This is a genomic window from Rhodomicrobium vannielii ATCC 17100 (assembly GCF_000166055.1).
Lineage (GTDB): Bacteria > Pseudomonadota > Alphaproteobacteria > Rhizobiales > Rhodomicrobiaceae > Rhodomicrobium > Rhodomicrobium vannielii.
Genome location: NC_014664.1, coordinates 2222456 through 2248580 on the forward strand (window position 1 = coordinate 2222456; position 26125 = coordinate 2248580).

27 protein-coding genes, 1 tRNA gene and 1 pseudogene are annotated in these 26125 nt (G+C 60.6%); 19 read left to right on the forward strand and 10 right to left on the reverse strand.

Translation table 11 applies throughout. From position 1 onward, the window contains the following. The first annotated feature begins 2 nt into the window (after nucleotides 1-2). The 17 genes from RVAN_RS10220 (at nucleotide 3) to RVAN_RS19005 (ending at nucleotide 15032) form a co-directional block, all read left to right on the forward strand. Nucleotides 3-1541: an efflux transporter outer membrane subunit gene (locus RVAN_RS10220; RefSeq protein WP_013419652.1), complete on the forward strand. Its 1539-nt coding sequence runs from the start codon at nucleotides 3-5 to the stop codon at nucleotides 1539-1541. A gap of 591 nt (nucleotides 1542-2132) precedes the next feature. After that, complete coding sequence (locus tag RVAN_RS10225; protein ID WP_013419653.1) at nucleotides 2133-2336, forward strand: helix-turn-helix domain-containing protein; 204 nt, start codon at nucleotides 2133-2135, stop codon at nucleotides 2334-2336. 161 nt (nucleotides 2337-2497) lie between these two features. Next, nucleotides 2498-3937 (forward strand): hypothetical protein, encoded by a 1440-nt coding sequence (locus tag RVAN_RS10230; protein ID WP_041787457.1) that lies wholly within the window; start codon nucleotides 2498-2500, stop codon nucleotides 3935-3937. Then, on the forward strand, nucleotides 3934-4215 hold the full coding sequence (locus RVAN_RS10235; RefSeq protein ID WP_041787458.1) for a site-specific integrase: 282 nt from the start codon (nucleotides 3934-3936) through the stop codon (nucleotides 4213-4215). Before RVAN_RS10230 ends, RVAN_RS10235 begins: the two co-directional genes overlap by 4 nt. 79 nt (nucleotides 4216-4294) lie before the next feature. Then, nucleotides 4295-5314, forward strand: coding sequence for a tyrosine-type recombinase/integrase (locus tag RVAN_RS10240; protein ID WP_041787459.1), 1020 nt, complete (start codon nucleotides 4295-4297; stop codon nucleotides 5312-5314). Between the two features lie 3 nt (nucleotides 5315-5317). Continuing rightward, on the forward strand, nucleotides 5318-5935 hold the full coding sequence (locus RVAN_RS19665; RefSeq protein ID WP_041787768.1) for a recombinase family protein: 618 nt from the start codon (nucleotides 5318-5320) through the stop codon (nucleotides 5933-5935). Beyond that, a complete protein-coding gene (locus RVAN_RS10245) occupies nucleotides 5881-6942 on the forward strand; it encodes a recombinase family protein (protein WP_049779347.1) in 1062 nt (353 codons plus the stop codon). The genes RVAN_RS19665 and RVAN_RS10245 overlap by 55 nt, the downstream gene beginning before the upstream one ends. A 181-nt stretch (nucleotides 6943-7123) precedes the next feature. Further along, a complete protein-coding gene (locus RVAN_RS10250) occupies nucleotides 7124-8395 on the forward strand; it encodes a tyrosine-type recombinase/integrase (protein WP_013419654.1) in 1272 nt (423 codons plus the stop codon). Nucleotides 8396-8563: 168 nt separating this feature from the next. Beyond that, nucleotides 8564-8758 carry a helix-turn-helix transcriptional regulator gene (locus tag RVAN_RS10255; RefSeq protein ID WP_155942418.1) on the forward strand — a complete coding sequence of 65 codons (195 nt, stop codon included), beginning with the start codon at nucleotides 8564-8566 and terminating at the stop codon, nucleotides 8756-8758. Nucleotides 8759-8775: 17 nt separating this feature from the next. Further along, nucleotides 8776-11421 carry a toprim domain-containing protein gene (locus RVAN_RS19000; RefSeq protein WP_013419656.1) on the forward strand — a complete coding sequence of 882 codons (2646 nt, stop codon included), beginning with the start codon at nucleotides 8776-8778 and terminating at the stop codon, nucleotides 11419-11421. Between the two features lie 148 nt (nucleotides 11422-11569). Next, nucleotides 11570-11983, forward strand: coding sequence for a hypothetical protein (locus RVAN_RS10265; RefSeq protein WP_013419657.1), 414 nt, complete (start codon nucleotides 11570-11572; stop codon nucleotides 11981-11983). Between the two features lie 37 nt (nucleotides 11984-12020). Further along, nucleotides 12021-12383 carry a hypothetical protein gene (locus RVAN_RS10270; protein ID WP_041787460.1) on the forward strand — a complete coding sequence of 121 codons (363 nt, stop codon included), beginning with the start codon at nucleotides 12021-12023 and terminating at the stop codon, nucleotides 12381-12383. 2 nt (nucleotides 12384-12385) lie between these two features. Further along, nucleotides 12386-12952, forward strand: coding sequence for a hypothetical protein (locus RVAN_RS10275; RefSeq protein ID WP_013419659.1), 567 nt, complete (start codon nucleotides 12386-12388; stop codon nucleotides 12950-12952). Further along, on the forward strand, nucleotides 12949-13308 hold the full coding sequence (locus tag RVAN_RS10280; protein ID WP_013419660.1) for a hypothetical protein: 360 nt from the start codon (nucleotides 12949-12951) through the stop codon (nucleotides 13306-13308). Before RVAN_RS10275 ends, RVAN_RS10280 begins: the two co-directional genes overlap by 4 nt. Continuing rightward, entirely contained in the window at nucleotides 13305-13490 is a 186-nt protein-coding gene (locus tag RVAN_RS20500) for a hypothetical protein (protein WP_013419661.1), read from the forward strand. Before RVAN_RS10280 ends, RVAN_RS20500 begins: the two co-directional genes overlap by 4 nt. Nucleotide 13491: 1 nt before the next feature. Then, nucleotides 13492-14349: a S49 family peptidase gene (locus RVAN_RS10290; protein ID WP_013419662.1), complete on the forward strand. Its 858-nt coding sequence runs from the start codon at nucleotides 13492-13494 to the stop codon at nucleotides 14347-14349. A 194-nt stretch (nucleotides 14350-14543) separates the two neighbouring features. Then, nucleotides 14544-15032 (forward strand): hypothetical protein, encoded by a 489-nt coding sequence (locus tag RVAN_RS19005; protein WP_013419663.1) that lies wholly within the window; start codon nucleotides 14544-14546, stop codon nucleotides 15030-15032. A 151-nt stretch (nucleotides 15033-15183) separates the two neighbouring features. On the opposite strand, the gene tnpC is transcribed toward RVAN_RS19005, so the two are convergent. The 3 genes from tnpC to tnpA all read right to left on the reverse strand — a co-directional run bounded on the left by tnpC (nucleotide 15184) and on the right by tnpA (nucleotide 17615). Further along, nucleotides 15184-16767: an IS66 family transposase gene (tnpC, locus tag RVAN_RS10300; protein ID WP_013418084.1), complete on the reverse strand. Its 1584-nt coding sequence runs from the start codon at nucleotides 16765-16767 to the stop codon at nucleotides 15184-15186. Between the two features lie 96 nt (nucleotides 16768-16863). Beyond that, a complete protein-coding gene (gene tnpB, locus RVAN_RS10305; protein WP_013419097.1) occupies nucleotides 16864-17211 on the reverse strand; it encodes an IS66 family insertion sequence element accessory protein TnpB in 348 nt (115 codons plus the stop codon). Continuing rightward, complete coding sequence (tnpA, locus tag RVAN_RS21015; RefSeq protein ID WP_041787200.1) at nucleotides 17208-17615, reverse strand: IS66-like element accessory protein TnpA; 408 nt, start codon at nucleotides 17613-17615, stop codon at nucleotides 17208-17210. The genes tnpB and tnpA overlap by 4 nt, the downstream gene beginning before the upstream one ends. 162 nt (nucleotides 17616-17777) lie before the next feature. Here tnpA and RVAN_RS10315 point away from each other — a divergent pair, with 162 nt between their 5' ends. Beyond that, nucleotides 17778-18098 (forward strand): hypothetical protein, encoded by a 321-nt coding sequence (locus RVAN_RS10315; RefSeq protein ID WP_013419664.1) that lies wholly within the window; start codon nucleotides 17778-17780, stop codon nucleotides 18096-18098. On the opposite strand, the gene RVAN_RS10320 is transcribed toward RVAN_RS10315, so the two are convergent. From RVAN_RS10320 to RVAN_RS10335, 4 genes are all read right to left on the reverse strand, one after another. Further along, nucleotides 18070-19929 (reverse strand): hypothetical protein, encoded by a 1860-nt coding sequence (locus RVAN_RS10320; RefSeq protein ID WP_013419665.1) that lies wholly within the window; start codon nucleotides 19927-19929, stop codon nucleotides 18070-18072. The two genes, RVAN_RS10315 and RVAN_RS10320, sit on opposite strands and share 29 nt — an antisense overlap. A 1-nt stretch (nucleotide 19930) precedes the next feature. Next, complete coding sequence (locus RVAN_RS10325) at nucleotides 19931-20431, reverse strand: ABC-three component system middle component 2 (protein WP_041787462.1); 501 nt, start codon at nucleotides 20429-20431, stop codon at nucleotides 19931-19933. Beyond that, the gene (locus RVAN_RS10330) at nucleotides 20431-21453 is read right to left on the reverse strand and encodes an ABC-three component system protein (RefSeq protein ID WP_210160433.1); all 1023 of its coding nucleotides are present in this window, start codon (nucleotides 21451-21453) and stop codon (nucleotides 20431-20433) included. The genes RVAN_RS10325 and RVAN_RS10330 overlap by 1 nt, the downstream gene beginning before the upstream one ends. A 245-nt stretch (nucleotides 21454-21698) precedes the next feature. Next, on the reverse strand, nucleotides 21699-21962 hold the full coding sequence (locus tag RVAN_RS10335; RefSeq protein ID WP_013419668.1) for a hypothetical protein: 264 nt from the start codon (nucleotides 21960-21962) through the stop codon (nucleotides 21699-21701). A gap of 487 nt (nucleotides 21963-22449) precedes the next feature. Between RVAN_RS10335 and RVAN_RS10340 the strand changes: the two genes are divergently transcribed. Beyond that, nucleotides 22450-22854, forward strand: coding sequence for a GrpB family protein (locus tag RVAN_RS10340; RefSeq protein ID WP_013419669.1), 405 nt, complete (start codon nucleotides 22450-22452; stop codon nucleotides 22852-22854). Nucleotides 22855-23136: 282 nt separating this feature from the next. Here RVAN_RS10340 and RVAN_RS10345 read toward each other — a convergent pair. The 3 genes and pseudogenes from RVAN_RS10345 to RVAN_RS10355 form a co-directional block, all read right to left on the reverse strand. Further along, a tRNA-Arg gene (locus tag RVAN_RS10345) sits at nucleotides 23137-23213 on the reverse strand. Nucleotides 23214-23500: 287 nt separating this feature from the next. After that, nucleotides 23501-23611, reverse strand: a pseudogene (locus RVAN_RS20200) (transposase); the annotation flags it as partial. 182 nt (nucleotides 23612-23793) lie between these two features. After that, a complete protein-coding gene (locus RVAN_RS10355) occupies nucleotides 23794-25947 on the reverse strand; it encodes a sodium-translocating pyrophosphatase (RefSeq protein ID WP_013419670.1) in 2154 nt (717 codons plus the stop codon). Nucleotides 25948-26125: the final 178 nt, after the last annotated feature.

A 26125-nucleotide genomic window follows, 5' to 3' on the forward strand; every position in this document is an offset into this window, starting at 1 on the left:
TCATGAGGCTTACGGGGCACGCCTCCTTCGCATCGATCCGCGCGGCAAGGGCAGCCGCGCGACGTTCCGGCAAAAAGCGGCGCGGCATCGGAACAGGCGCGGTCTTGCTGCTCGTATCGACGTTGGGAGCCTGTGCGGTCGGGCCGGACTACCAGTTTTCGGCACCGCTGACGCCATCTCACTGGGCGAACGCCAGCGACCGGAAGGCTCCGCGGCTTTCCCGCTGGTGGACGCGATTTAACGATAGAATACTCGACGCGCTTATGGAGGAAGCGGTGGCGGGGAACCTCGATGTCGCGACGGCGAAAGCCAAGATCCGTGAGGCGCGAGCGACCTACCGTCAGACGTTCGGCTCGCTGTTTCCGACACTCACGAATTCGGAATCGGCAACCCGGTCCCAGACGTCGGTCGCTTCCAGCGGAACGTCGTCGCCCGCCGTGGGCTCGCTCTATCAGGCCGGGTTCGACGCCAGTTGGGAACTCGACTTGTTCGGAGCCAACCGCCGCGCCGTCGAGGCGGCGGCCTACGGTGTCGATGCGGCTGAAGAAAACCTGCAAGCCACGCTTCTGACGCTGGTCGGGGATGTGGCGTCCTACTACGTCCAGGCGCGCGGCTATCAGGCACGCATCGCACTTGCCCGCCGGACCGCCACCTCGCAGGAAGAAACCGCGCAGATCACGCGCAACAAATTCGCGGCGGGCTCGACATCCGCCGTCGATGTTGCGAATGCGACCGGGCAGGCCGCGAGCACGCGGGCGACCATCCCGACGTTTGAGACGTCCTATGCCGAAGTGGTTCACAGCCTTTCGATCCTGCTCGGCAAGCCGCCCGCGGCCCTCAACGAACGACTCGCTGTTGTCCGCCCGATCCCTGCGCCACGGCTTACCGTCCCGGCTGGCATCCCGGCGGACGTGCTGCTCAACCGCCCCGATGTCCGGCTTGCGGAACGACAATATGCGCAGTACACGGCCAAGGTCGGGCAGGCCGAGGCGGCCCGCTATCCGAGCGCCTCACTGACGGGCAGCATCTCGACATCCGCCGCGAAAACCGGCGATCTCGGGAAAAGTTCTTCCATCGGCTGGTCGTTCGGGCCGACGCTCACGGTGCCGATCTTCAACGCCGGACAACTGGAAGCGGCGGTTGCCGTCGCCGAGGCCCAGCGGGACCAGTACTTCATCGCCTATAAATCGGCCGTGCTCAACGCCCTCGGAGACGTGGAAAACGCGCTCGTTTCGCTGGCGAAGGAGAAGCGGCGGACGCAATCGCTCGACCTCTCTGCGTCTTCCTACCGGCAGGCGTCATCGCTCTCGCGGTCGCTTTATCAGTCCGGCGCGGCGGGCTTCCTGGACGTGCTCACGGCCGAGCGGTCGGCCTTTTCGGCGGAGGACGCGCTCATCCAGAGCCGCGTTTTGATCGCGACCGATTACATCGCTTTGAACAAGGCGCTCGGCGGTGGATGGAATGGGGCGGTCGACGCGTCGAAACCGGAGGTCGTTGATGCCAACACCGGTCCGCATCTCGCTTCCTCCGGAAGCCGGTAAAGGCGTCATGCCGCGTGCCCTTGATACACGATCGGCGCCTTCATTTGGCTCGGGCGATTCCCGCATAATGCAGCCTGTTCGATGCAGCTTTCGACCGAGCCGGAATGCGGCGCGCGGGATGGCGATCCGCGTGGGCTGCCTCGGGCATCGCCGCTGCAATCGTGGCGGCTAGCTATGGAATATCGCATGGTAAAAGAGGAGATTGAGCCGTAAACCGATGTCCGGCTTCAGTTCCGGACGTTGGAAGCAACGAAACGAAGTCACGATGGCGCTCGTGTGTCCGGAAGCGTGCGCAGACGCATGCCGAATGGGAGCGTTACAAGCGCCCGGCTGGTGCAGGGCATGAACGACAGCTTATTCCCAAAAAGCGGCACTCCGCAAAATGGGCGCGATGGTCTGCTGTCGGCCTTCGTCTCGCTCGCTCCCTGTATGGATCTATCGCTCGCGTCTACCCGGGTATGGGCGCGCGGGTGGTGGTGGCTCGCGTCCCGAGTTTATGGGGCTGGACCCTGAGTCCATTTGGGATTCTGATTCCTGAGGGGAGCGCGGCGTTGAGGCAGATCGTGAACTTCCCCTGATGCGGAGGATGCGATGGCGCAGTCGACGAGCGAAGAGAAGTCTCCGAGGTTCAAGCCGTTTTACACGGTGGATGAACTGGCGGCGCGCTGGGGCATGTCGGCCCGGCATGTGAGGCGCGAGATCGAGGTTGGTGACCTTCAGGCGCATCGCTTCGGCAAGTCGATCCGCATCGCGGCCGAGAGCGTGGCGATCTACGAGGCGACACGCCGGACGTGAGACGCGGCCTGTCTGTCCAGCCATTTTTGCCTCCGCTCGCCAAGTAGTGACAGGGCGCCCCCAAATAACAGATCGGAAATTATGGTGTATATCTCACAATCAGGGAGTCCATTCTCACCGGGTCTTCACCAGTCATAATCGGTCAACACCGGAGGGTCACCATGACCATTGTCCGCCATCAGATCCTGAACCTCGATCAGCTTCGTGCTGTCATGATGGGGAGGGACGATCTTCCGGTCCAGACGCGACGAGAACTTGCGTCGGCCATCAAGCGTTTCTGCCAGATCGCGGGCGTCGAGCCGGGGCAGGTGGCGGCCGATCCGATGGCGATCCGCTGCCTTCGGGCGCGTGCCTCATGGCAACTCGCCGGGATCAGCGAAGAGACGTGGCGGAACATCCTGAGCCGGGTGACGCGGTCCTTTCAGCTTGCCGGGATCGATGTTGCCAGACGCCATCGCCGCAGCGGGCTCATCCCCGAATGGCAGAGCTTTCTGAGCGCGCTTCCGACCGAGGACGCCGTGAAGCGGCTGAGGCGGTTTGCGGGCTGGTGCTCGTCGCAAGCGATCGCGCCTGGCACAGTCAGCGTGGAGACCTTCGCAGCATTCCTCGTCTATCTCGAAACCCAGAGCATCCAGCGCAATGTCCGCGAGCGCTGGCACGAGGCGCGGTGCTGCTGGAACAAGGTCGTGGCAAGACCGGGGTCGGCTTTTCCGAAGATGGCCAACACCGCCCCGCCTCGCTGGGCGAGCCGCTCGCTTGCCGAGTTTCCGCAAGCGCTACAGGACGACATTGCAGGCTGGCTGTCCGCGCTTGCCCATCCTCATTTCGACGATGAGCGCGATGCGCTTCGACCGGCGACGCTTCGGAACTATGAGGGTGCGGTTCGCCGCTATCTGTCACGGCTGATCGAGGCAGGCTTCGCGCCGGAAGACTTCCCGAACCTCGAGGCGCTGTTCACGCCCGATCGCATCCGCCGCGCGGTCGATCAGGTTCGGGAGGGGCGGCCCGCCGAAGAGGCGCACCCGACGCTGCACGCCATGGCGCAGGCGTTGCTGAGCGCGTTTCGTCATATCGAGGTCGCCCCCGATCATCCGCGCTTTACCGCGCAGCAGGCGGCGCTCGCCATCCTTCGCAAGCTCGCAAACAAGGTGCGCAATAGGCAGTCCTCAATGGTGAAGAAGAACCGCACGCGGCTTGCCGCGCTCAGCACGCCAGCAGCGGGCAGGCGGTTCAGGACGCTTCATCTCGAGGTGGCGCGACGCTACGCCAAGGTCGCAAACCCGACAGTGGGACAGGCGCTCGAGATGCAGATGGCGGCGATGCACATGCTGCTGCTCCATGTGCCGCTGCGCATCGCGAACCTTTCGACCATGGACCTCGACCGGCACATCACGCGCCCGGCGGGCGGCAAGCCCGGTCTATGGCGCATCGCCTTTGAGCCCTCCGAGATGAAGAACGGCAGGCCCTACGATGCGCTCCTCAGCGAGGAGGCCAGCGCCTTCCTTGTCGATTATCTCGCGCGCTTCCATCCGCTGATCGCGAAGGGCAGAGGTGCCACCGTGTTCCCGAGCAGCCGCACCGGCAAGCCCAAGAGCAGGTGAGCCTGTCGAAACAGTATTCCGGCTTTCTGGCCCGCGAACTCGGCCTTCAGGTGAACCCGCATCTTCTTCGCCATTACGCAGGCATGGCGTGGCTCGACGCCATGCCGGGCGAGTATCAGGGACTCGCCAAGCTTCTCGGGCATGCCTCCACGCGAACGACGGAAGCCTTTTATACCGGCGCGGAAGCAAAGACCGCGCAGACCCGCTGGCAGCATCTCCTGGAAGGGATGATCGAAGAGGACAAGGCGGCCATGACGAAGACGAGGAGGGCGGCGTGATGTCGGGGTAATCTCCGAGTGGCCTTCTCCTCGCTGAAGGTGCACGACTGGCCGCAGCGCGATCGCACGCTGTGGCAGAATGCGCGCCAACGCCACGCCCGAGGCGCGCGCGACCCCGGAGACCATTCGCGCCTTCATCGAGGCCTATTCGCAGGGCCACGCAACGTCATCCGTTGCGGGCGTGGTCCAGCTCGTCGCCGACATGGTGCGCGTCACCACGCCGACAGCCGATGTGCAGTGGATTTACGAAGCGTCGCGACGGTTGAAGCGCAAGGCGACACCCGTCAAGCCTTTGAGCCATCGCATGTGCCCGACCACCGATCTTGCCACCGTCGCCGAAGCGCTCATGGAGCGAGGGTCCCCCCTGCTGGAGGAGGATGATCTTGTCAAGGCAGCGCTTTTCTTCCGCGACGGGCTGATGATCCTGGCCGAGACCAGCCTGCCGCTCCGCCGGAAGAACTGCGCCGGACTTCGGCTCGGCCACACGCTGGTGCGCGATGAGGATCGCTATCGCATCGCGCTTGCGCCCGAAGCCATGAAGAATGGCCAGCCCTTCGAAGGCTGGTATCCGGCCTGGCTCACACCGCGGCTCGACTTCTATTGCGAAAAGGTTCGGCCGATCCTCCTCGGCAGCGTGGAAGACCAGGGCTGGCTGTGGCTCGGGCGGCGCGGCGAACCGCTTCAGGGCGCGACCATATCAAGCCGGCTGCGCGAGGTGTTTCGCCAGACGCTCGGCGTGCCGCTGTCGCTCCATGCCTTCCGCCACAGCGCGACAACCGACATCGCCATCCATGCGCCCGCCGAAGTCGGCATCGTCAAGTCGGTGCTGGGGCACGCCTCGCCGCTGTCGGCGCGTTTCTATGATCTGTCGTCCAACATGGAAGCATCCGCGCGCTATCAGAAGGTGATGGAGAGCATGATCCGGGAAGATACCCCGACCGATCTCGGCGTGCCTGCCTTGCGCGAGAGGCATCATGGCGACACGATCGTCATTGCCGATATGCCGAACGCTTGCGCGACGAAAGAAGAGATCGGGCTCTTGCGCGCCTTTCTCCAGTCCGAGATCAATGCCATCCTGAATGACGACGACGGGGAGTGATCGATGAGTGGCAGGGCCGCAATCTACGCACGCGTTTCGACGGTCCGGCAGGCCGAAGCTGACCTCTCCATCCCCGACCAGATTCATCGATGCGAGGCCTGGTGCAAACAGAAGGGCTATGAGGTCGTCGAGGTGTTCTGTGAACCCGGTGCATCGGCGCTCGACGATGACCGTCCCGTGTTTCAGGAGCTGATCTACAAGGCGAAGCGCTCGGATCATCCCTTCGACCTCGTCATCGTGCACTCGCTCTCCCGCTTCAGTCGGGATTCCATGCATTCGGAATTCTACTTCCGCGCGCTTCGCAAGGCAGGCGTCGATCTCGTCTCCATCACCCAGGATATGGGCCGAGGCGGCAATGCCGAGGTCGCGCGCAAGATGCTGAACATCTTCGACGAGTATCAGTCGGGGAGACCGCCAAGCATGTGCATCGCGCCATGCTGGAGAACGCACGCCAGGGCTTCTGGAACGGATCGAAGCCGCCCTTCGGCTACAGTGTGGTCGCGAAGGAGGTTCGAGGCACGCGCGAGAAGAAGGTTCTCGTCATCAACGAAGCCTAGGCGCACACCGTGCGCGAGATCTTCGGTCTTGCGCTCGGCGAACGCGGTCACCCCATGGGCGTGAAGGCCATCGCGACGCGGCTCAACGAGCGCGGCAACACGCGGCGCGGCCAGCGCTTCTCGACAGGCAGCATCTACGACATCCTGACCAATACAACCTATCGCGGCCAGTACTTCTTCAATCGCTTCGACAGCCGGGGCGGCAAGGCGCGCCCGCCGTCCGAATGGATCGAGCTTGCCGCGCCCGTCATCATCGAGGAGGCGACCTTCAACGCCGCGCAGGGGCTCCTGAAAAGCCGCAACCCGCGATACACGCCGCCCCGCGTGGTGAACGGTCCGACGCTTCTCGCTGGCGTCGCGCGCTGTGGCTATTGCGGCGCCGCCATGATCCTCAACACAGGCAAGAACGGGGCCTATCGCTATTCCTGCTGCTCACGGAAGACAAAGGAAGGGCCGCTCTCCTGCCGGGGTATCCGCATCCCCATGGACCGGCTCGACGACATGGTCATCGGTGAGGTTCTGGAGCAGGTGCTCGATCCGGCCCGACTTCGTCACCTCCTCGATACCTGGCTCAGAAGCGCGAGCGAACGCGCCGAGAAGGAAAAGAAAGACATCACGAAGCTCCGGCAGAAGCATGCCGATGCGAAGGCCGCCCTTACGCGCCTCCTGCAACTTGTCGAGACCGGCACGATGGAAGCCGAAGACCCGGCGCTGAAGGAGCGCCTTCTTGGCCTCAAGCTTCAGCGCGACGAATGCGCCGCCGAGATCGCCGACCTTCAGCACCGCATGACCACAGGCGAACCCGCCGTGACACCGGCGAAGATCAACCGCCTCGCAAAGCTCCTGAAGGAGAAGCTCACGAGCGGCTCGCCCGAGTTCCGCCAGGCCTATGCACGGCTTCTCATGCGCGAAGTGCTTGTAAAGGATAAGGAAATCCGCATCACCGGCTCAAAGGCGATCCTCGCCAGAGCCGCATCGGGTGAGCCTGGACAAACTCCGCCCGCAGTTCTCTCTTTTGTTCGGGAATGGCGCACCGGGGAAGATTCGAACTCCCGACCCCCAGATTCGTAGTCTGATAAAATAGCGTTACACATGGCTTCTTGCGTTTCGCTGTTGATTGCCGATTATCCCTATATATCAAGCTATTGCTCCGCAACTGCGCATCATGTTATGTCAAAGTCAACCGCGCCGCGCCATTCGTTTTGATTACCCCTGTGATTACCCCAGAAGCGGGCGAGCAAGCTGGAGCACCATGGCAATCAAGCTCTCCTCTCTCTCAGTCACTGCGCTCAAGCCGAAGGAAAAGCGCTACGAAGTGAGCGACATGGAAACGGGCCTCGGCGTCGTCGTGCAACCATCCGGCGCAAAATCGTTCGTGGTACGCTATCGGCTCGGAAAGCGCCTCGGCAAGGTGACGCTTGGTTCCGCGTCCGACATCACGCTGGCTGCGGCTCGCGAGCAGGCGCGACAGACGATGGCGCTCGTCCGCCAAGGGATCGACCCGGCCGAGCACAGGAAGACCGAGAAGGCCGCTCGGATCGCGGCGGAAGAGGAACGGAAAGACAGCCTGTTTGAGATCGTCGCCGAAGACTATATCCGCCGGCACGTCAGCACGCTCAAGGGCGGCCACGAGGTCGAGCGGCTGCTGCGCAAGCACGTGATCCCCGCCTGGAAGGGACGCCGCATCGAGACGATCACGAAGCGCGACATTCTCAAGGTCACCGACCCGATCATCGAGCAAGGCCATGGGCGAACTGCGAACCACGTCTTTGCATGGATGCGCGCGCTGTTCTCCTGGGCGCTCGAACGCGACCTGCCTGGTTTGGAGCATTCACCCTTCGACAAGCTCAAGGCGCCAGCGCCAAAATCGTCGCGCGACCGCGTGCTGAGTGAGGCGGAGCTTCGGCTCGTGTTGCGCGGCTCGCAGACCCTTGAAACACCGTGGCGCGAGTTCGTGCGGCTCCTGGTCTATACCGCGACGCGCCGCAACGAGGTGGCATGCGCACCATGGGCGGAATTCACCGGGCTTAACACGGCCGATCCACGTTGGGAGATACCTGGCGCGCGCACGAAGAACGGCCGCCCGCTGCTTCTTCCCCTGCCTTTAGATGCAGCACGAATGCTGGCCGAGATGCCGCGCATTGGCGAGAAGGGCCTCGCCTTCACAGTCACCGGAGAGACGCCGGTCATGGGCTTCTCGGACGCCAAGGAGCGGCTCGACGCGGCGATGCTCGCCATAGCGCGCAAGGAAGCCGCCGAACGCGGTGAAGACCCCGAGAAGGTGCTGCCGCTTCCCCGTTGGACCTGGCACGACCTGCGTCGCACGACTGCCACCGGCATGGCGGGCCTCGGCGTGCAGCCTCACGTCATCGAAGCGGTGCTGAACCATGTGTCGGGCGCGAAAGCCGGTGTGGCGGGGATCTACAATCGCCACGCCTACTTGGCGGAGAAGAAGGCCGCGCTCGCCATATGGGCGAAGCATGTTGCAACGCTAAATTTTTTCACAGAGGAGAAGACCGCCTAGACGACACTGACGCATAGCGAAGCATTTCAAATCAACTCTTTCATGTATTCGGTAGGTCAATAAATATCAACGTCGCTCACGCCTAGTCATTGCTCTTGCGATAACATGTAATCGCCCGATGTGATTTGCTGCCAATGTTTCCCCGTAACCGAACGCATGGGGATTCGCATGACTGCAAAATCTAAGAAGTTTCTCACCTCGCGAGATGTCAAAGATCGCCTCGGGATATCCGACATGACGCTTCATCGCTGGTTGCGCTCCAGCGAGCTTAAATTTCCTCGACCGGTTGTTATCGGTCGGCGCCGCTTTTGGGATGAGTCCGAGTTCGAGCGTTTCATCAATGCCCGCCGCACCAGCGTCTGAGCGCAGGCGAGGCGACGGTGAACGAAGCGGACATCAAGGAAGCGTTCCTCGCCGCGATGCGCGCGAGCGGCGTGCACATGGACTGCGCCTCGGCCCGCGGTGGCCATCCGATCGCTGACGGGAAGCTGAAGCGGGCCGATTCGACGGGCAAAGGAAGGCGCAGGAAATATGACATCTGGTATATCCTGCATGCAGACGAGCGCCCGGTCGGAGAATTCGGCGACTACAAACACGACATCCGCGATAGGTGGATCGCGGGGAAAGACCTCAAACAGCTTTCTGATGCCGAGAAGGCCGCGTATCAGCAGCGAATTGCCGAGATAAGGCGCGAGCGCGAAACCTATCAGGCCATGCTGAGCGCGAATGCGGCCAAGGCGGCGGCCCTTCTACTGTCGGGGAGCTGCAGCGCCGGCTTCAAAGTTGCCGCGGGGCACCCCTATCTCGCGAAGAAAAAGCTGCCTGCTTTCCCTGGCGCGCGCGTGCTGACGAAGGATGTGCGTTACGTGATCGACCCTGAGATTGGCGAGCAGACGGTGAGCGCAGGCACGCTGATCGTGCCGATGTTCCACACGACCGAGGGCAACGCGACGCTCGTCAGCGTCCAAAGGATCTTCGCAAACGGCGACAAGCGATTCCTGAAAGGCACCCCCAAAAAAGGGGCTTTCCATCCGGTCGGGCTTCACACCGCGCCCGACGCTCCGATCTACATCGCCGAAGGCTACGCGACCGCCGCGCGCATCCATGAAGCGACAGGTGAGCGTGCTGTGGCGGCATTCGACGCGGGCAATATGACGCCGGTCGCCATCGCCTTGAAGGCCAAGTACCCCGAGGCCCGTTTTATCATCATGGCGGACAACGACAGGTTCACGAAAGGCAACCCAGGCGTTCGCCATGCCCGCGAAGCCGCCGACGCTATCGGCGCACCACTCGTGATCCCGCAGTTCGAGCAGGGCGAAGACGACGCTACGGACTTTGATGATCTCCACCAGAAGCGCGGCGCGGGTTGCGTGCGGGCAGCCATAGATGCCGTTCTCAATCCGCCGGTTGAGGATGCTCAGCAGTCGGAAACGGACGATATGCCTTTCGATGGCGACAACCTCTCAATGTCCTTTGGGGAAGAGCGAAAGCCGAAACCGCTCGTTCAAGTACGACGCGGCGCCATTCACGAGGCAGTTGACGCTGCCAATCAGGTGCTGGCCGATCCGGCCATCGGCATCTTTTCCAGATCAGGTAGGCTAGTGCGCGCTGTCGTCTACGAAGGAGCGCAGCGCACGCTGACCAGCCGCCCGCGTGGCGAGGGAAATCTTGATCGTCCAGACGGGGCGATTGTGGTGCGAGAACTCGGCGAGGCTGCTCTATGCGAAACGCTCACTCGTTACGCAAACTTCGAAAAATACGACGGGCGGGCGAAGGACTGGGTATCCATCGACTGCCCCACCGAAATTGCGCGCATGCTTTTAGGGAGGCAGGGATATGGCTGGGCGGCCCCAAACCTCCGCGCTGTGGTGCGCGCTCCAACGCTGAGGCCGGATTTCTCCGTGCTGAGCGAGCCCGGATATGATGTGGCCTCGGGCCTTCTATTTCTGAGCGACCGCATATGGCATCACGTCGATTCAAACCCGACGCGTAAAGATGCCGCCGCTGCGCTCGACGTCTTGCTCGAGCCCATTGAGCACCTTCCCTTTGTCGATGACGTTGACCGGTCGGCGGCGCTCGCGCTGCTTCTTACGGCCGTTATCCGTCCTATGTTGCGTAATGCCCCTATGTTCGCAGTTACGGCGCCAGCAGCCGGTACGGGAAAGAGCGTTACCGTCGACGTTGCGTCGGTCCTTTCCACTGGAAAAGTCGCGTCGGTCATAACGCCAACGCGTGACGATATCGAGATGGAGAAGCGCCTCGGCGCGGCCGCCATTGAGGGCGATGCGGTCATCGCTATCGATAACATTTCTCATCCGCTCGCGAGCGATCAGCTCTGCCAACTGCTCACGCAAGGCGAGGTTCAGGTTCGCATTCTGGGGCGCTCGGAGAACGTAAAGGTGCCGTCGACGGCGCTTATCTGCGCTACAGGAAACAACCTCACAATCGTTGGCGACCTCGTGCGACGCACGATCAGGATCCGTCTCGACGCGAAGCGCGAGGCGCCAGACGAGCGGCTTTTTCCTTTCAACCCTATAGACCGTGCCCTCGAGAGGCGCGCGGAGATGGTCGCTGCGGCACTCACCGTGCTGCGGGCCTATCATATGGCCGGTATGCCGAACCGGGCGCCACCAATGGGTTCGTTTGAGGATTGGTCGGACATCGTTCGCAGCGCGCTTATCTGGACCAACATGCCGGATCCGCGTGGAAATGTTGAAGAGATGCGCGCCGAAGACCCGGAGAAGGTCACGCTTCGCGAGATCATGGACGCGCTTCCATCAACTCCGTTCACGGTGAAAGAGGTGAAGCGCCTCGTCCACACGGATGACGATTTGCGCACCGCTCTGGCCGGTTACCTCGACCGCAATGGCTCCCTGAACACTGTTCGATTTGCGGGCTTTCTGCGTCGGCATAGGGACAGCGTTGCTTTTGGTCGCGCAATCAGACTCGCCCACTCAGACGAGCGGCACGGCTCCGTCTGGTCAATCACGCAGATAGACCCCTGTGAAGGGGGGTTTGGGGGGTAATGGGGGTTTCTTCAACTGCACGCGAGAAATTGTCAGAATTATATGGATAGATATATGAAGCTGACATTTCCTAGAGAGCGACCAGATTTACCCCCCTTACCCCTCAAACCCCCCAAGGTAGCAATCCCGCTTCGATGAGGTGGACGAAATGCAGAACACGCCGACACCGCCGGTCTCCATTGCCGATGTGGACGCAACCCGCGCTTTGCTTCGCCATCGGATCGCGCCGCATTTTATGGGACATCCTGAAGAGCGCGTGCTGGCTTTGGCTGACAAGCTTCTGGCGGAATGGGCGACGTCACTTCCCCAAAGCAGCGCTGAGAAGATCCGCGAGAGGCGATATCTGGTGACCTGGCTGCGTCAGAGACACTACCGGGAAGGATCCATTCGCGAAGCAGTAAGGAGGATGATCGCTGACGCCTGCCGCATGCGTTACCACCCGGCTCATCCGCCCGCGACGGAACCACGCGCTACCCTGCACCGCATGATGTTCATTTCTGGCGGCGAGTTCCCCTCCGACCGCACGCTCCGCGACGACCTAAAAGGCTCTGGGCAGAGCTAGTTAAGACTTTGCCCACCCGCCTCGGCATGCTGTTCCCATGAGAGGAACACCGATGCGAATAGACCAGAACCGCCTACGTGAAGTCATCTCGCAAGCCAAGGCCGACAGCGCCGCTTGCCAGGCTGCCATGCAAGAGATCCGCCGCAAGCGGCAGGCCCTCAACTCGCTCCGCGCGCGGCTCAACCCCGGCCCGTGTCCGATTGGCCCGGACGGCAAGCCCGACGTCAATGCATCCGAAAAAATCCAAGCCGAGATTAACGCACTCATCGCGGAGATCGCGGCAGACGATGAGCGCTATGACGACCTAAGGGAGCGGAGCACGTTGTCCGGCACTCTAGCCAACAAGGCGCGCGATCATGCTCGCCAGCATGACCAGTTGCCGCCCGAGTTGGAGGACTGATCATGGCGCTTCCTAAATTCTTCGCGGCCACGCTAGCCCGCACGAAATCGGCAGCCGCCGGGATTCGTGAAGACGTGTCGAAGCTGCGTTCGGAAATCCGTGGTGCACAAGTCCGCCGCGCTGAAATCGAGGCGGCACCCGTCGATGTTGCCGAGGTGGAACGCCGCGTCGACGGTCTGCTGAGTTCGGCCGAAGCATCCTTCCTTTTCGGCGGCTGGAGTTCGTCCTGGCTTTCCGCTCCCGGTTTCGACAGCGAGCGGCTCTTGAAGTCGCTGCAGTTCGGGTTCTCGAGGCAACCCCTGGGCGCCCTCTCGTATCTCGGTGGGCGCGAGATGCTGAAGGCGGCACTCATGGCCGAGGCAGCGACAGGCATGCCGTTGGAAGCCAAGCCACTGACCGCCGAGCAGCGTGCAAAGGCCCTCGCCGACGCAGACGCCGAGATCGAACGGCTTGAGATGCTGGAGGAAGCCGTCATTCGCGAAGCCGCGTCTGCTGGCATCGAAATCTCTCGGCGAGAGGACGCGAGCGCGGCGGTGTTCCTCCTTCCTGATGCGGATATGCCCCGATGAAAGCACCTCGGCGCTTCGGCCACTCTGGCCTGACTCTCACAGCCGCGAAGGCTGCCATCAGGGCGGGGACGTTCCGCGATCTGGAAAAGAAGGCAGCAGGAAAGGTCAAGGCGGCCATGCGAAAGCCTCCGGCGGACGAGGAAGAGTTCGACTTCGACCAAGCCTCGCCGGGAACGCCAGCGGCGGAACTGGATGCATGCATTCGCGCGATGTCATCCACCGAGATGGACGAGCTTCTCGAAGCAATGGCGGAGGCGGCGGACGCGCAACAGCAGGGCAGCAAGACAAGCCGTACCGCGCACCAAACGGCGCGCGGCGTGGACATTTGGCGAAAAGCTTTGAAGGGGAAGCAATGACGAAGACGACCAAAGCCCTCGGTATGTGGAAGAAGGCGTTGCGCACCGGCCCGGCCGAGGAAAAAGACACCAATGAGGAGCTTGCGAAGGCGAAGAAGGCCGAAGCCAGAGCTACGAAGAAGAAGCTCTCGGCCGAGCAAGTCGCGGCCATCTGGCGGCGTGCCATCCGTGGCGAGGTGTAACGTGCGCGATTTGCCTTTCCTCGTTTCCAAGCTATTTGGGACGCCGCACCTGATTCGGCAGTCAAAGCTTGATCAAATCCTCACCGGCCTCGCACCCGTCATAAGCGGGGCCGCACCCAAGAGGACTCGGCTTGCAGATGACGACATCGAAGCGCTCGGCCTGATCACACAGAGCGGTCCACGGCTCGAGGGCAATATTGCGGTGCTGCCTATCATGGGCACGCTCGTGCGCCGCCTGTCATGGATAGAAGCGGAATCCGGCCTCACGTCTTACAAGACAATCACGGACGACATCACTCAGTTGATGCTCGATCCATACATTCGCGGCGTCATCCTCGAAATCGACAGCTACGGGGGCGAAGCCGGCGGCGTGTTCGACCTGGCCGACTTCATCCGTAAAATCCAACGTCAGACCGGCAAGCCGATCTACGCGCATGCGAACGAGAATGCCGCGAGCGCAGCTTATGCCATCGCATGCGCTGCCGAGAAGGTTTGGGTTGCTCGCACCGGCGAGGTCGGCAGCATCGGAGTGATTTGCGCGCACCTCGACCAATCGCAAGCGGACGAAAAGGCGGGATTGCGCTGGACGTTCATTTCTGCGGGCGAACGAAAAACGTGGGGCAACCCGCACGAGCCGCTCGGCGACGAGGCCAGGGCACGCGTTCAGGCCGATGTTGACTGGCTTTACGATGAGTTCGTGAAGACCGTTGCACGCTACCGCGGGATGCGGCCGGCCGACATACGCGCCACGAAGGCCGATGTGTTCCGTGGTGAAGACGCGGTGGGTGTCGGGCTCGCTGACGCCTCTGGGACACTGGACGAATGCTTTGACGTGCTCAGTAGAAGGCTGCGCGGTTGAATGAATTCCGTTGGCTGACCGTCAGCGGTGTCCAAGGCGGGCGAGAGTAGGCTCACACTCTCGTCCGTCGCTTCGCCACCAAACTCTAGGTTCTTCCCGACGGGTACCGGCTTGCGGGGACCATGGCGGCGCGGGCCTTCGCTAGCGACAATAAATCGAAAAACGCTTCACACTTAACGGGGGAGGTGATCACGATGTCATCAACCGAAACGGAAACCAAGGCCGCGTTCGCGCGTCGCCTCGGATGTTCAAAGGCGTGGGTCTCGCAGTTGATCAAGAAGGGTTTGCCTCTCACGTCCGATGGCAAGCTCGTGCCGATAGCCGAGGCGCTCGCGTGGGTGCAGGGCAATGTGTCCAGCGGCGGCACCGATAACGACGCGCCCAATCTGAACGGAGCGAAGATCCGCCTCGTGCTGGCGAACGCGAAGCGCGCTGAGTTCGCTCTCGAGCGCGAGCGCGGCACTTACGTCTCGCGCGATGAAGTCCGCCGTGCTGCCCAGGCTTTCGGCCGAGGACACCGCGACCAGATGCTGAACTTCGCGAACCGCTTCGGGCCTGGGATCGCAGCCGCCGCCGGATGCGATGCGGCCACGCTGATCGGCCTGATCGACGCTCGCATGCGCGAAGCGCTCCTTGAGTCTGTTGGCATTTCGGTGCCCTTCCAAGGTGATCGCGATGCCTGAGACCACCGACTGCTTTACGGAGATGGTCCTGACAGATCACCGCCCAGCAATGGCCGCGCTCTTCGAGGCGCGTCGCCGGATAGGCATCCGGAACGCCGAGCTGCGGTAAGCATCCGGTGAGGGCCGCAGCGTGAGCGCTTGCGGTTGATGACTACGCCGCCAGTTGCAAGCCGGGCTGCTTCCATTCCCAGGGCAGCAGCTCATGGAGTCGGCTTTGCGGCTGGCCTGCGATGCGGGCGAGCACATCGGCCAGCCAAGCCATCGGATCGATGCCGTTGAGTTTGGCCGTCATGATCATCGTCATCATAAAGGCGGCCCGGTCGGCGCCGCGATCTGAACCGGCGAAGAGCCACGACTTTCTTCCGAGCGCAAAACCTCTCAGCGCTCGTTCGGCCGAGTTGTTGCTCAGGCAGATGCGGCCGTCGCCAAGGAAAGCGGCGAACCGATCCCAGCGCTTGAGCAGATAATCGATGGGCCTGGCGACGGAAGCCGAGCGCGACAATCGCGAGCGCTCCTCGCCAAGCGAGGTTTTCAGATCGGCCAGAAGCGGCGCGCTTTGCTTCTGGCGCACGCGCAGGCGCTCGCTGGCGGGAAGGCCGTTGATGGAGCGCTCGATGTCGAACAGCGCGTCGATGCGCTTGACCGCTTCCAGCGCAATCGGGGAGATGGCCGGCGCCTGTTTGCCGCGCTTCGCGTTGGCGGCGATGTCAGCCAGTTCGAAGAACTGGCGCCTGGCGTGCGCCCAGCACAGCGCCGAGACGATGGCGCCTTTTTCGCGCGCCGGATCGTAAAGCCCGTTATAGCCGCTATAGGCGTCGGCCTGCAAAATGCCGGCGAAGTCTCGAAGATGGCTCTCGGGATGCTCCTGCCTTCGGTCTCGCGAAGCGTAGTAAAGCGCGGCCGGCGGCGCGGTCCCGCCAAAAGGGCGATCGTCTCTGACATAGGTCCAGATGCGGCCGGTGACTGTCTTGCCTTTCGCCAGGATCGGCACCGTCGTGTCGTCGCCAAACAACCGTTCGGCCGAAAGAACATGGGCCTCGATCAGCGCCTGGAGCGGTTGCAGCGCCGCCATGCAGGACCCAACCTGATCGGCCAGCGTCGAGACGGAAAGTTCGACGCCTTCGCGCGCATACCGCTCGCTTTGCCGGTTGAGAGGCTGGTGCTGGCCGAACTTCTCGAACAAGATCATGGCCAAAAGGCCCGGCCCGGCAAAACCGCGCGGCGTTGCATGAAAGGGCGCCGGCGGTTGCGCGATCGCCTCGCAGCACCGGCAGGAGAACTTCTCGCGCACCGTTTGGATGACTTTCCAGCGGCGCGGAACAACCTCGAGCGTCTCGGTGACGTCCTCGCCGAGCTTCGACAGCTTCGTCGAGCCGCAAGACGGACAACATGTCGGCGCCGGGAGCACCACGCGCTCGCGCGGCAGATGCGCCGGGAAAGGCTTGCGCGATGGATGCTTGCGCGTAGAGGATGGCGTGCCTTGCGTCCGGGCTGTGGCTGTCTCGGCGAGAAGCTCGTCCTCGGCCGCGGCTGTCTCCAGCTCTTCGAGCTGAAGCTCCATCTGCTCCAGGAGCCGCGCCTTGTGCTCCGAGCGGCTACCGTAAAGCACCCGCCGCAGCTTCTCGATCTCGAGCCTCAGATGAGCGATCAGCGCGTCCGTGCTGGATGTCGCCGCGCGAGCGCGAGCCGCAACGGCCTCGGCGGAAAGGCGGGCGGCGCGCTCGGCGAGGATCATCGCATGCGCGGCGGCAAGGTCGGAAGGAAGAGCGTCAAGCGGCGTGGTCACCCGACAAGAGAATCATGGTTCGCCAACGTTTTCAAAGGCAAACCGTCAGCCAACCGAAGTCGGTCTCCAGGTTTTTTGCGGATTGCGCCAATCGATCCCGGAGAGCAGATAGCCAAGCTGCGCGGGCGAAATCGAGATCGCGCCGTCAGCCGGGCTCGGCCACAAGAACCGGCCTTTCTCCAGACGCTTCGTAAAAAGGCAGGCGCCCTGGCCGTCATGCCAGATCACCTTCAGAAGATCGCCCCGGCGGCCGCGAAAGCAAAACAGATGGCCGCTCAAAGGATCGCGCTGCAAAACCTCCTGGACCTGCAAGGACAGCGACGGGAAGCCCCTGCGCATATCGGTGTGACCCGTCGCCAGCCACACCCGCACGCCGGTCGGAACCGGGATCATGGTCTCCTCCCGTCGGCAATATCGAGAATGCGCTTCAACGCGCCCATGTCGGCGCCGGGGCCAACCCGCACGCGCCGCCCGTTCAAAAGCTCGATCTCGATGCGATTATCGGCGGCGGGCGCGTCACTGGCGCTGTGATCGTAGATCGTGTCGCGGCTCTTCCCTGGCGCCGTCAGAGAGACCGGCAGGAATGCCGGTGCGGGCTCTGGCTTCTCGTCGTTCTTGGCCAGCTTCCGCCAACGAAACAGAAGGCTTGGCTTGATCCCATGCCTGCGGGCGACCGCTGACACATTCACGCCGGGCTGCAAAGCCTCGGCGATGATCGCCTGCTTCTCGTCCTCGCTCCAGCGGCGCCGGGTATCAGCAACTACGGAATACCGGCGGGCAAAAGTATCTCCAGACATAGGCACGGGCATAGCTCCTGTCGCGACAAGCGTCACAGACAAGACCTGTCTCTTACACGCCCCGCAAGGCGGCCCTCAGCGGAGGCTTACGAGCTGCGCGCACGGTCGGGCGTTGCAATCAACTCGGCGCAATACTGGCTGGCGGGAAGGGCGACACCCACCATGGGCAAGCTGTTCTCGTTCGCCAATGCCCTCGGCTTCGACATCGTGCTGCGCCGCCAACGCCCACGCTCAGCGGAGGCATCACGGGAAGTCAGCATCGGCGACCATCGCGCCGTCATGCGTGCCCTGTTCTTCGAGCGACGCCTCAAAACTATGAGCGTTTTCGATGCGGAGTTCCGGAGCGGGGTGAGCGTCAGCGCCTCCTACGCTTGGAAAGATGGCGCCTATCCGCAGTTCGCGAACTTCGTCGCCTTCGTCGGCGCCCTTGGCTTCGAGGTGGTGCTGAAAAAACTCAAGCAGGACGGCGCCATAATGGAATGAACGCCGCGCGATCATCGTCCTTCGCCGTGCCCCCAGCGAACCATTCGTAATTCACGGCTTTCGCAACATCAAGTGGCGGCTCTTTGTTCTCGATAACTATTACTTGGATATCTCTGTTTATCGACTTTAGCGAGTTCCAGAACGCTTCTTCGACGCATGAATCTACGGGGTCCATTCTTCCTTTTACTTGTGATCCCTTCTTTTTATAGCTCGTTAGCGGTGAATCAATCATGATAAAACCTGGATGCGGACGACCTTCGCGCTGACAGTAGCGCAATAATGCCACCACAAATGCCGAGTGGAGCACAGCTCTAACGCCTTTGCCATGCGACTGGCGGGCTTGACCATCGACAATGATATCGAATGCTGTGTCGTCGAACTCTACTTGACCCGGACCGACCCAGCGCCATTCCTTTAGCACAGCTTCAATTTCGTCGCAGAAGGCCCGAAGGGCTTTTCTGGGAAGAGGCTCCCACTGTCTCGCTGTGCCACCTGCCATGTAAGCGACACGTTCAATTTCCGCTTTCATCGCGCGAAGACTATCTAATTGATCCCGATCCGCCTTTTTTGTTTCCAGATCTACGCGCCTTGCGATCAGCGCCTGAAGCTGTATCGTGTCGGCTCTCAAGGCAGGTTGCAAGACTTGGTCGAGCCGTCTTTCCGTTCGCTCCAATGTTTCTTTAGCTGCATTCCATTGGCGCTCCCGTTCTTCGCGACGCACATTGAGGCTCTCGATAGCTTGATAGAGGTCCTTTTGTTGGGCTAGGATTTTTGAAGCTTCGGCGCGCGCCGACTCGTAAATTTCTGCACTACTCGATGCGGCGAGATGAGCGTGATGAGGTGTCATCAATTGATCGCAGAGGGGGCATTTTACCTCCTGCAGCGCTTCGAAATAGTGCGCGCCCTCAGCTATGAAATCGAGCCGTGAGAGATCAGAACTGTAACGCTCCTCCAACAAACGATACCGTGTTAGCAATTCGTCGATGGCACGCATTTGCGCTTCTGCGTAGTGTGTGTCAGCGATTGCTTCTTTTCTCTTCTCCTCCAAACGTTGACTGGATTTTTCGTAAGAAAATATACGATTATAAATATCATTAATACTGATATCTACTCTATCTATTATTTCGTTTGGTATTATCTCATAAATAGAACTAACTTTATCTTCGAGTGGCGCTATTAATTCTGCGATAACACCTAGTTTTGCGCTTGCCTTTGCCTTTGTTATTTCTTGCTTCTCATTCGCAACTATACCTTCATCGTCTTTTCCGGAAAGGATGAATGCGAACATCCTCTTGCGTGCAGTTGAATCGTAACCACCAGGCCCAAGGACGGGGGACTGTTTTTCGATTACCGAGACTTCGTCGACCATGATTAAAGGAATAAATGTGCGGATAGTCAGTCTCTGTGTCTTTCCATCACTGTTTGATCGCAGCATAGCGTCGGGTATCCCGGCAAACGGAAATAGTACGGATGTCACGTCCTTAGCGGCGCTCTTTCCGTGCCGGCGCGGGATTACCCTCGCGCCAGTGTTTAAGGAAATGTCGCTAATTCGACACGGGTAGGCCGCCATGTCGCCCGTTTTCAGACTTCGCTCCAACGTGAGAATCTCGCCGCTCGAATTCTGAAACTCCACATAGAGCTGCAGATATGGGGCATCCTCTGGTATGCGGTTGCTGAGCTCGTCAGCACCAAAAATATAATCCACACAGCGGAGTAGGTAGCTTTTGCCGGTCTCGGATTCGCCCGCGACTATGTTTCCCCCCGAGGTGAAGCCGACGCTCGCATCACTAACACCCGAGCCGCGAATAAGGATTTTGCGAAGTTGTAACAACTCACAGCTCCAGTGCATTGATGGCGGTTAGGTTGTCGAATTCCGCACCCCAGTTGGGGATATTCTTGGACATATAGGCTTGTAGATCGCTATCGTCATAGTGATGAAATTCTGAAATCAGCCATGAGGATCTTACGCGTAACCCATCCGCGTAAGCTGTCTGCATCAGCATGAGAAAAGCGGAAGTTAATTTTGTCGAATGATAGTTAATTCCACGTGCGTCTAAGGTCTTTTGTATAAGCTCCCGTGCGAACATCTCATTCAGGCCGAGCTGCACCAAGTCGCGTCTTATGAGCAGCTCAGTACTGCGGTGTGGGACTGGTGGATGGAGACTTACCGGCCCGCCTGGAACGTCCCCAGAGTGTACGAGTAAGTAGTCATAAAAAATAAGACGCTGGAGATCGAGCGAAGTACCTTCAGCCGCAGCTAACACAAACAGAAGCCTCAATCCGCATTCCAGCGGAGAATTAAAGGGGCGTGCTAGCCGAGCATGATCGATCATTACTCGCACCATCGGACTAGGCCCTCGTTTGCGAGTTGGTGGCACATTCCCTCCCGATCATTGGCGAGGACATGTTGGGCAAGGAGGTGGGTACCGAGCTGAAGTTGCTGCGCGCCTTTTACTGTCCTAGTAAGCCGCTGAAAGCCGGTTGCGGTGCTGTCGCTATACCAGTGAAAAAGCCCATCACAGAATTCGGTCAGAAGTGTATCGAAGAATTTGACATCTGCCATTTGATCTCGCGCAAGCTCTTTAAGACCCTCTGCACAATAAAACGTAATTCTCGAACGATCAAAGAGTGAGCGAAAATTTTGGAATTGGACGAAGTCCGCTGTTCCAGATACTGGCGCTCCTATTTCGTTAGAAATTACTTTAAATAATTGATGGACATATACGGTTTCTCTGGGAGCCACCTCTGATGGAGGTTGTGGTGGTCTTGCCCTCTGTATGAGAGGCAATCCAAATACGGTGAGGTGATATCGCGTTTGGCTATGCTCCTCAATGAGCTCATGGGGCTGTTTGGCTCGAAAAATGCTGAAGTCGAATTGCTTGATGTGCGCTCTTAGATCATCGGAAAGAGCTATGGGCTCATCCCGGATTTGCTTACGGCAATATTTGTCCCAGTTTTGGATGATATAGGCTTTGAGTTCGTTCGGCTTATCGAGAAGATCTTGAAAGGGTGAGGTGACGCCTTTATGGGTTACGAAATAGTACTGCTCTGGTGGCGAGTAGTCACCTCGCATCGTGTAATACATCACCTTTGCTATTTCTGCCGCCGCCACGCCCGCGCCTAGTGCCCCGCCATAGTGTTTGCATTGATATAAGCGCCAACGGCGTTGGCGTGCTGTGGAGGGGTCTAGCCAAGCGATGACATCGCGCCCCTTGTCGCCCGAGCCGCCGCGCTGTTGAACCTCGACGATCTCGGGGACCTTAATTGCGATATATCCCGATACCCATTCGAGGGTAAAACGCTCGAACTCGGCGGGGCTGAACTGAGCGACGCGGTCGAGCGGCTTTACGGGCAACCCGCATCCGAGGCCGAGTAGACGCGCGTTTGCGTCCGGCCACGGAGTCGGTGGCGCGAGCGTCTCGGCCGCGGCAGAAAGATGTGAGTGCAGGGACTTCGACACGCCGCCACCCAAGAAAAACGGGGAAGGACTGCCTTATATTATCTCTGAATGCAAGTTCTACATATATGTATATGCCCGCTTCAATCCGCCGCGACGCAGATTTCCAAGATATTAGGATAGCGCCATAAGGGGCGGCCGTGTCATCCCATGCTTTGATGACCTTGGTGGGGGAGGCAAGCCTCTTTTGGTTTCTCTAAAGCGGACTTCATATCGCTGACAGCGCGTTCAAGCGCGGCAACAGCGCATTCTACGGTGGCCCATCGATCTTCGTTGGGTGCGCGGCTTTCGATCGCTGTGAGAAGCAGACTGCATGCCTGCGCGGCCACGTCGATGTGTTCGCTGAATTCAGCGGCGCTATGACCAGTGTCGGGTAGGTCAAACGCAGGAACAAGTGAGAACGCCATTTGAGAACTCCAGTGAGTTGTTCAGCCTCTCACCCTGTTCAAGGGGCGAGACCGGGTGTTTGAACACGGTCACTGGTCCCGCCTACGGCCTTCCCCTTTCGGGTATTGTATAGCCGCAGACACCCGGCCATAGGCGAACGCCTTCCGCATGGAAGGTGTTGCAATACCCATGGGCATAAAAAATCCGCGTTGGTCTTCGAGCGCGGATTTGCCAGTGATGGTGTGTTCAGCACCTGCCAAAACATAGGCTCCGATCCGCGCATTCGTCAACCGTGCGAGGGCCGAACATTTCTGGCTGGAAGTGCTGCTGTTGCCTGACCGTAATGCGTCTTCAAGGTAGGTGCGATGGTGGCGGGTTGCCCTTCCAGCTGTCGGTGAGGCGCAAGCGTTCTCAAGCCTCATCGACGTAAGAACCAGTCCGGGGCTTAGCGGATCGACGTATGATCTTGCGCATCAACCGCCGCCTTTGGATGTGAAGGAAGCGCATATGGCTCGTCATGATCTCTTCGGCCTAGCGCTCGACGCTGACGCAGCACGCCGGGCCGCGGAGGCGCTTTTCGAAACGGTTAAGCGCGAACTTGATTCGGTCCTTCCGACCTGTGCCGAGGCCTTGCACATTGGCGCAACCTCCATCCCTGGCTGCCTCACGAAGGGTGATCTAGACATCGTGGTGCGCGTCGAACGAGCCGACTTCTCGGGTGTGAAGCGGTGCTTCTCCACGCTCTTTTCTCCCAACGTAGGCTCGACTTGCACCGATGATTTTGCGGCGTTCGAGGACGACCGTCGGACGCCTCATCTAGGCATTCAACTGACAGCTAAGGTGGCCGCGAAGGACGTCTTTGTGGGAAGGATATTGCGGGCAAGGCCGTCATCCGTGCGCCCGTCCAAATAGGTAAGCCGGAAAGCTAAGCCCCTCCGATAGCGGTTTCCTTAGCGGCGAGTTCGAGCGCTAGCGTGGCCATAAATAAAGCCGGCTTTCTACACGTAGAATGCTTCGCAGCGACCAAGACTTGAGAAAGCCGCGGGACGTATCCTTGGCAAAGGCGTAATGCGGTTGCAAGCGGGCTCGCGATCTACCGTTTCCTGGCATCTCTGGTGTTTACCCAACAGATTACCCCGGGGCGAAAAACCGAATTTTTAGGGTATGATTTAGGGGCTAAGCCCTTGAAATTAATGGCGCACCGGGGAAGATTCGAACTCCCGACCCCCAGATTCGTAGTCTGGTGCTCTATCCAGCTGAGCTACCGGTGCGGAGCAGAGTCGCTCGAAGCGATCTGCGAAGGCCCATATCTCTAGCGGGTTAAACGCCGGTGTGCAAGCGTTCCGTCGCGAAATTTCGGACCTTTTTCGGCCGCGTCGCCGACGTTTCGAAACGGCGCTTTTCCGATGTACCCGTTCATAGGTAGAGCCCGTTCTGGCTTTGCCCTTTGTTGGGCGGGTAGCAAACTCGGAGGCTCGCATGCGGGCGTCCCGTGCTGTAGCTGCCAGGCTCGATGATCCGGCGCGCGTGCTCGGGCTCCAGAACAGGTGCTCATTCAGGTGGCGTCGCTGATGCAGTACTTCCGGCAAATAGCAGTCGTTGGCAGCCCCGCCTGATGCTCTTTCAAAATCCCGATAATCTGCTCTTCAGAAAAGCGGCTCCGCTTCATTTCCGTCTCCCCCTCGGAAAGCGGACCATAACCTGAAAGCAGGGGCATTCCGGGGTAGGTCAATATGGCCCCTGATTTGAAGCGAAAGAAACAACGATGGCCGGGTCTCCCCGGCCATCGACATTTTCTACGCGTCTAGAATGGCGCGCCGGTCAAATCATCCGGCAATGCCAGGCTATCGCCTACTGGTGAGCAAGCACCGCGAGGATCAGGAGCGCCACGATATTGGTGATCTTGATCATCGGGTTTACGGCCGGACCGGCGGTGTCCTTGTAGGGATCGCCCACCGTGTCGCCGGTCACAGATGCCTTGTGAGCATCCGAGCCCTTCATGTGGCGGACGCCATCCTTGTCGACGAAGCCGTCTTCGAAAGACTTCTTGGCGTTATCCCACGCGCCGCCGCCGGAGGTCATCGAGATGGCGACGAACAGTCCCGTGATGATCACGCCGAGGAGCATCGCACCAAGCGCGGAGAACGCGGCCGATTTGCCCGCGATCGCGTTGATGATCACGAAGATCACGACAGGCGACAGCACAGGCAGCAGCGACGGGATCACCATTTCCTTGATGGCGGCCTTGGTCAGCATGTCCACCGCGCGACCGTAGTCCGGCTTTTCGGTGCCTTTCATGATGCCCGGCTTCTCGCGGAACTGACGGCGGACTTCCTCGACGATGGAACTCGCCGCGCGCCCGACCGCAGTCATGCCCATCGCCGCGAAGAGATAGGGCAGCATACCGCCGAACAGCAAGCCGACCACGACATACGGGTTCGAGAGCGAGAAATCGACGGTCACGTTCTTGAAGTACTGGAAGTGATCCGGGTTCGTCGCCGCCTGACCGATGAAGTAGCGCAGGTCCTCCGTATAAGCCGCGAACAGCACGAGTGCGCCGAGGCCCGCAGAACCGATGGCATAGCCCTTCGTCACGGCCTTTGTCGTGTTACCGACCGCGTCGAGCGCGTCGGTGGTCTTGCGAACGCTTGAAGGTAGATCCGCCATCTCGGCGATGCCGCCCGCATTGTCCGTCACCGGGCCGAAAGCGTCGAGAGCAACGACCATGCCGGCGAGGGCGAGCATCGTCGTTACGGCGATGGCAATGCCGTAAAGACCGGCGAGGTTATAGGTGGACAGGATGCCTGCGATGATGACGATTGCCGGAAGGGCCGTGGATTCAAGCGAGACGGCGAGGCCCTGAATGACGTTCGTACCATGGCCGGTCACAGACGACTGCGCGATCGACCTCACCGGGCGATAGTCCGTACCGGTGTAGTATTCGGTGATCACGACGATGGCGGTTGTCACGGCGAGACCGACCACGCCGCACCAGAACAAGTCCATACCCGTGAACGTCGCTTCGTTGGCTTTCAGCGTCGTGCCGAGGCCGACGAGGTAGTCGGTAAGCGGATAGAGGGCGATCAGAGAGAGCAAGCCGGTGGCGATGAAGCCCTTGTAGAGCGCGCCCATGATCGAGTTGTTCGAGCCAAGGCGGACGAAGAACGTGCCGATAATGGAGGTCACGACGCAGGCCGCGCCGATGGCGAGCGGGAAGACCATCATCCGGGACAGAAGGTCCGGATCGTAGGCGAAGTAGATGGAGGAAAGCACCATGGTCGCAACGACGGTCACGGCGTAGGTCTCGAAAAGGTCGGCCGCCATGCCAGCGCAGTCGCCGACGTTGTCGCCCACGTTGTCGGCGATGGTCGCCGGGTTGCGCGGGTCGTCCTCGGGGATACCGGCTTCAACCTTGCCGACGAGATCGCCGCCGACGTCAGCGCCTTTCGTGAAGATGCCGCCGCCAAGACGTGCAAAGATCGAAATCAGCGAGGCGCCGAAGCCAAGAGCCACGAGCGCATCGATCACGCGGCGGTCATTCGGCGCATAGCCGAGATACTGCGTCAGCACGCCGTAATAGAAGGTGACGCCGAGCAGCGCGAGACCGGCCACGAGAAGCCCGGTCACAGCGCCCGCCTTGAAGGCCATGGAAAGGCCCTGAGCGAGGCTTTCGGAAGAGGCCTGCGTCGTCCGCACATTCGCGCGAACAGACACGAGCATGCCGATGAAGCCCGCCGCGCCCGACAGAAGCGCGCCGATCAGAAAGCCGACGCCAACCGTCAAGGACAGGAGATAGGTGAGGATGACGAAGATGACCGCGCCGACGATCGCGATCGTGGTGTACTGCCGCGTCAAATAGGCTGACGCGCCTTCCTGAATCGCCGCGGCGATTTCCTGCATGCGCGCGTTGCCGGGGCTGGCCGCCAACAGCGAGCGCGTGGTCAGCGCGCCATACAGGATGGAGAGCGCGCCCCCAGCAATAATGATCCAAAGTACTTGGTTCATGGATGAGATCCTGGAACGAGAGGGTTGGGCGAAAGAAGCCCACGGCCGGACGAGTGGAAATATCGTTTAGCTTCCGGCACAGCGCCGCGACCTTAGAAAACTTGGCCGCACAAGGCAACACGGGAGTGTCAACACATTTTCCGGAACCGCATGGCTGGTATCATTGTCAAATCGCGGA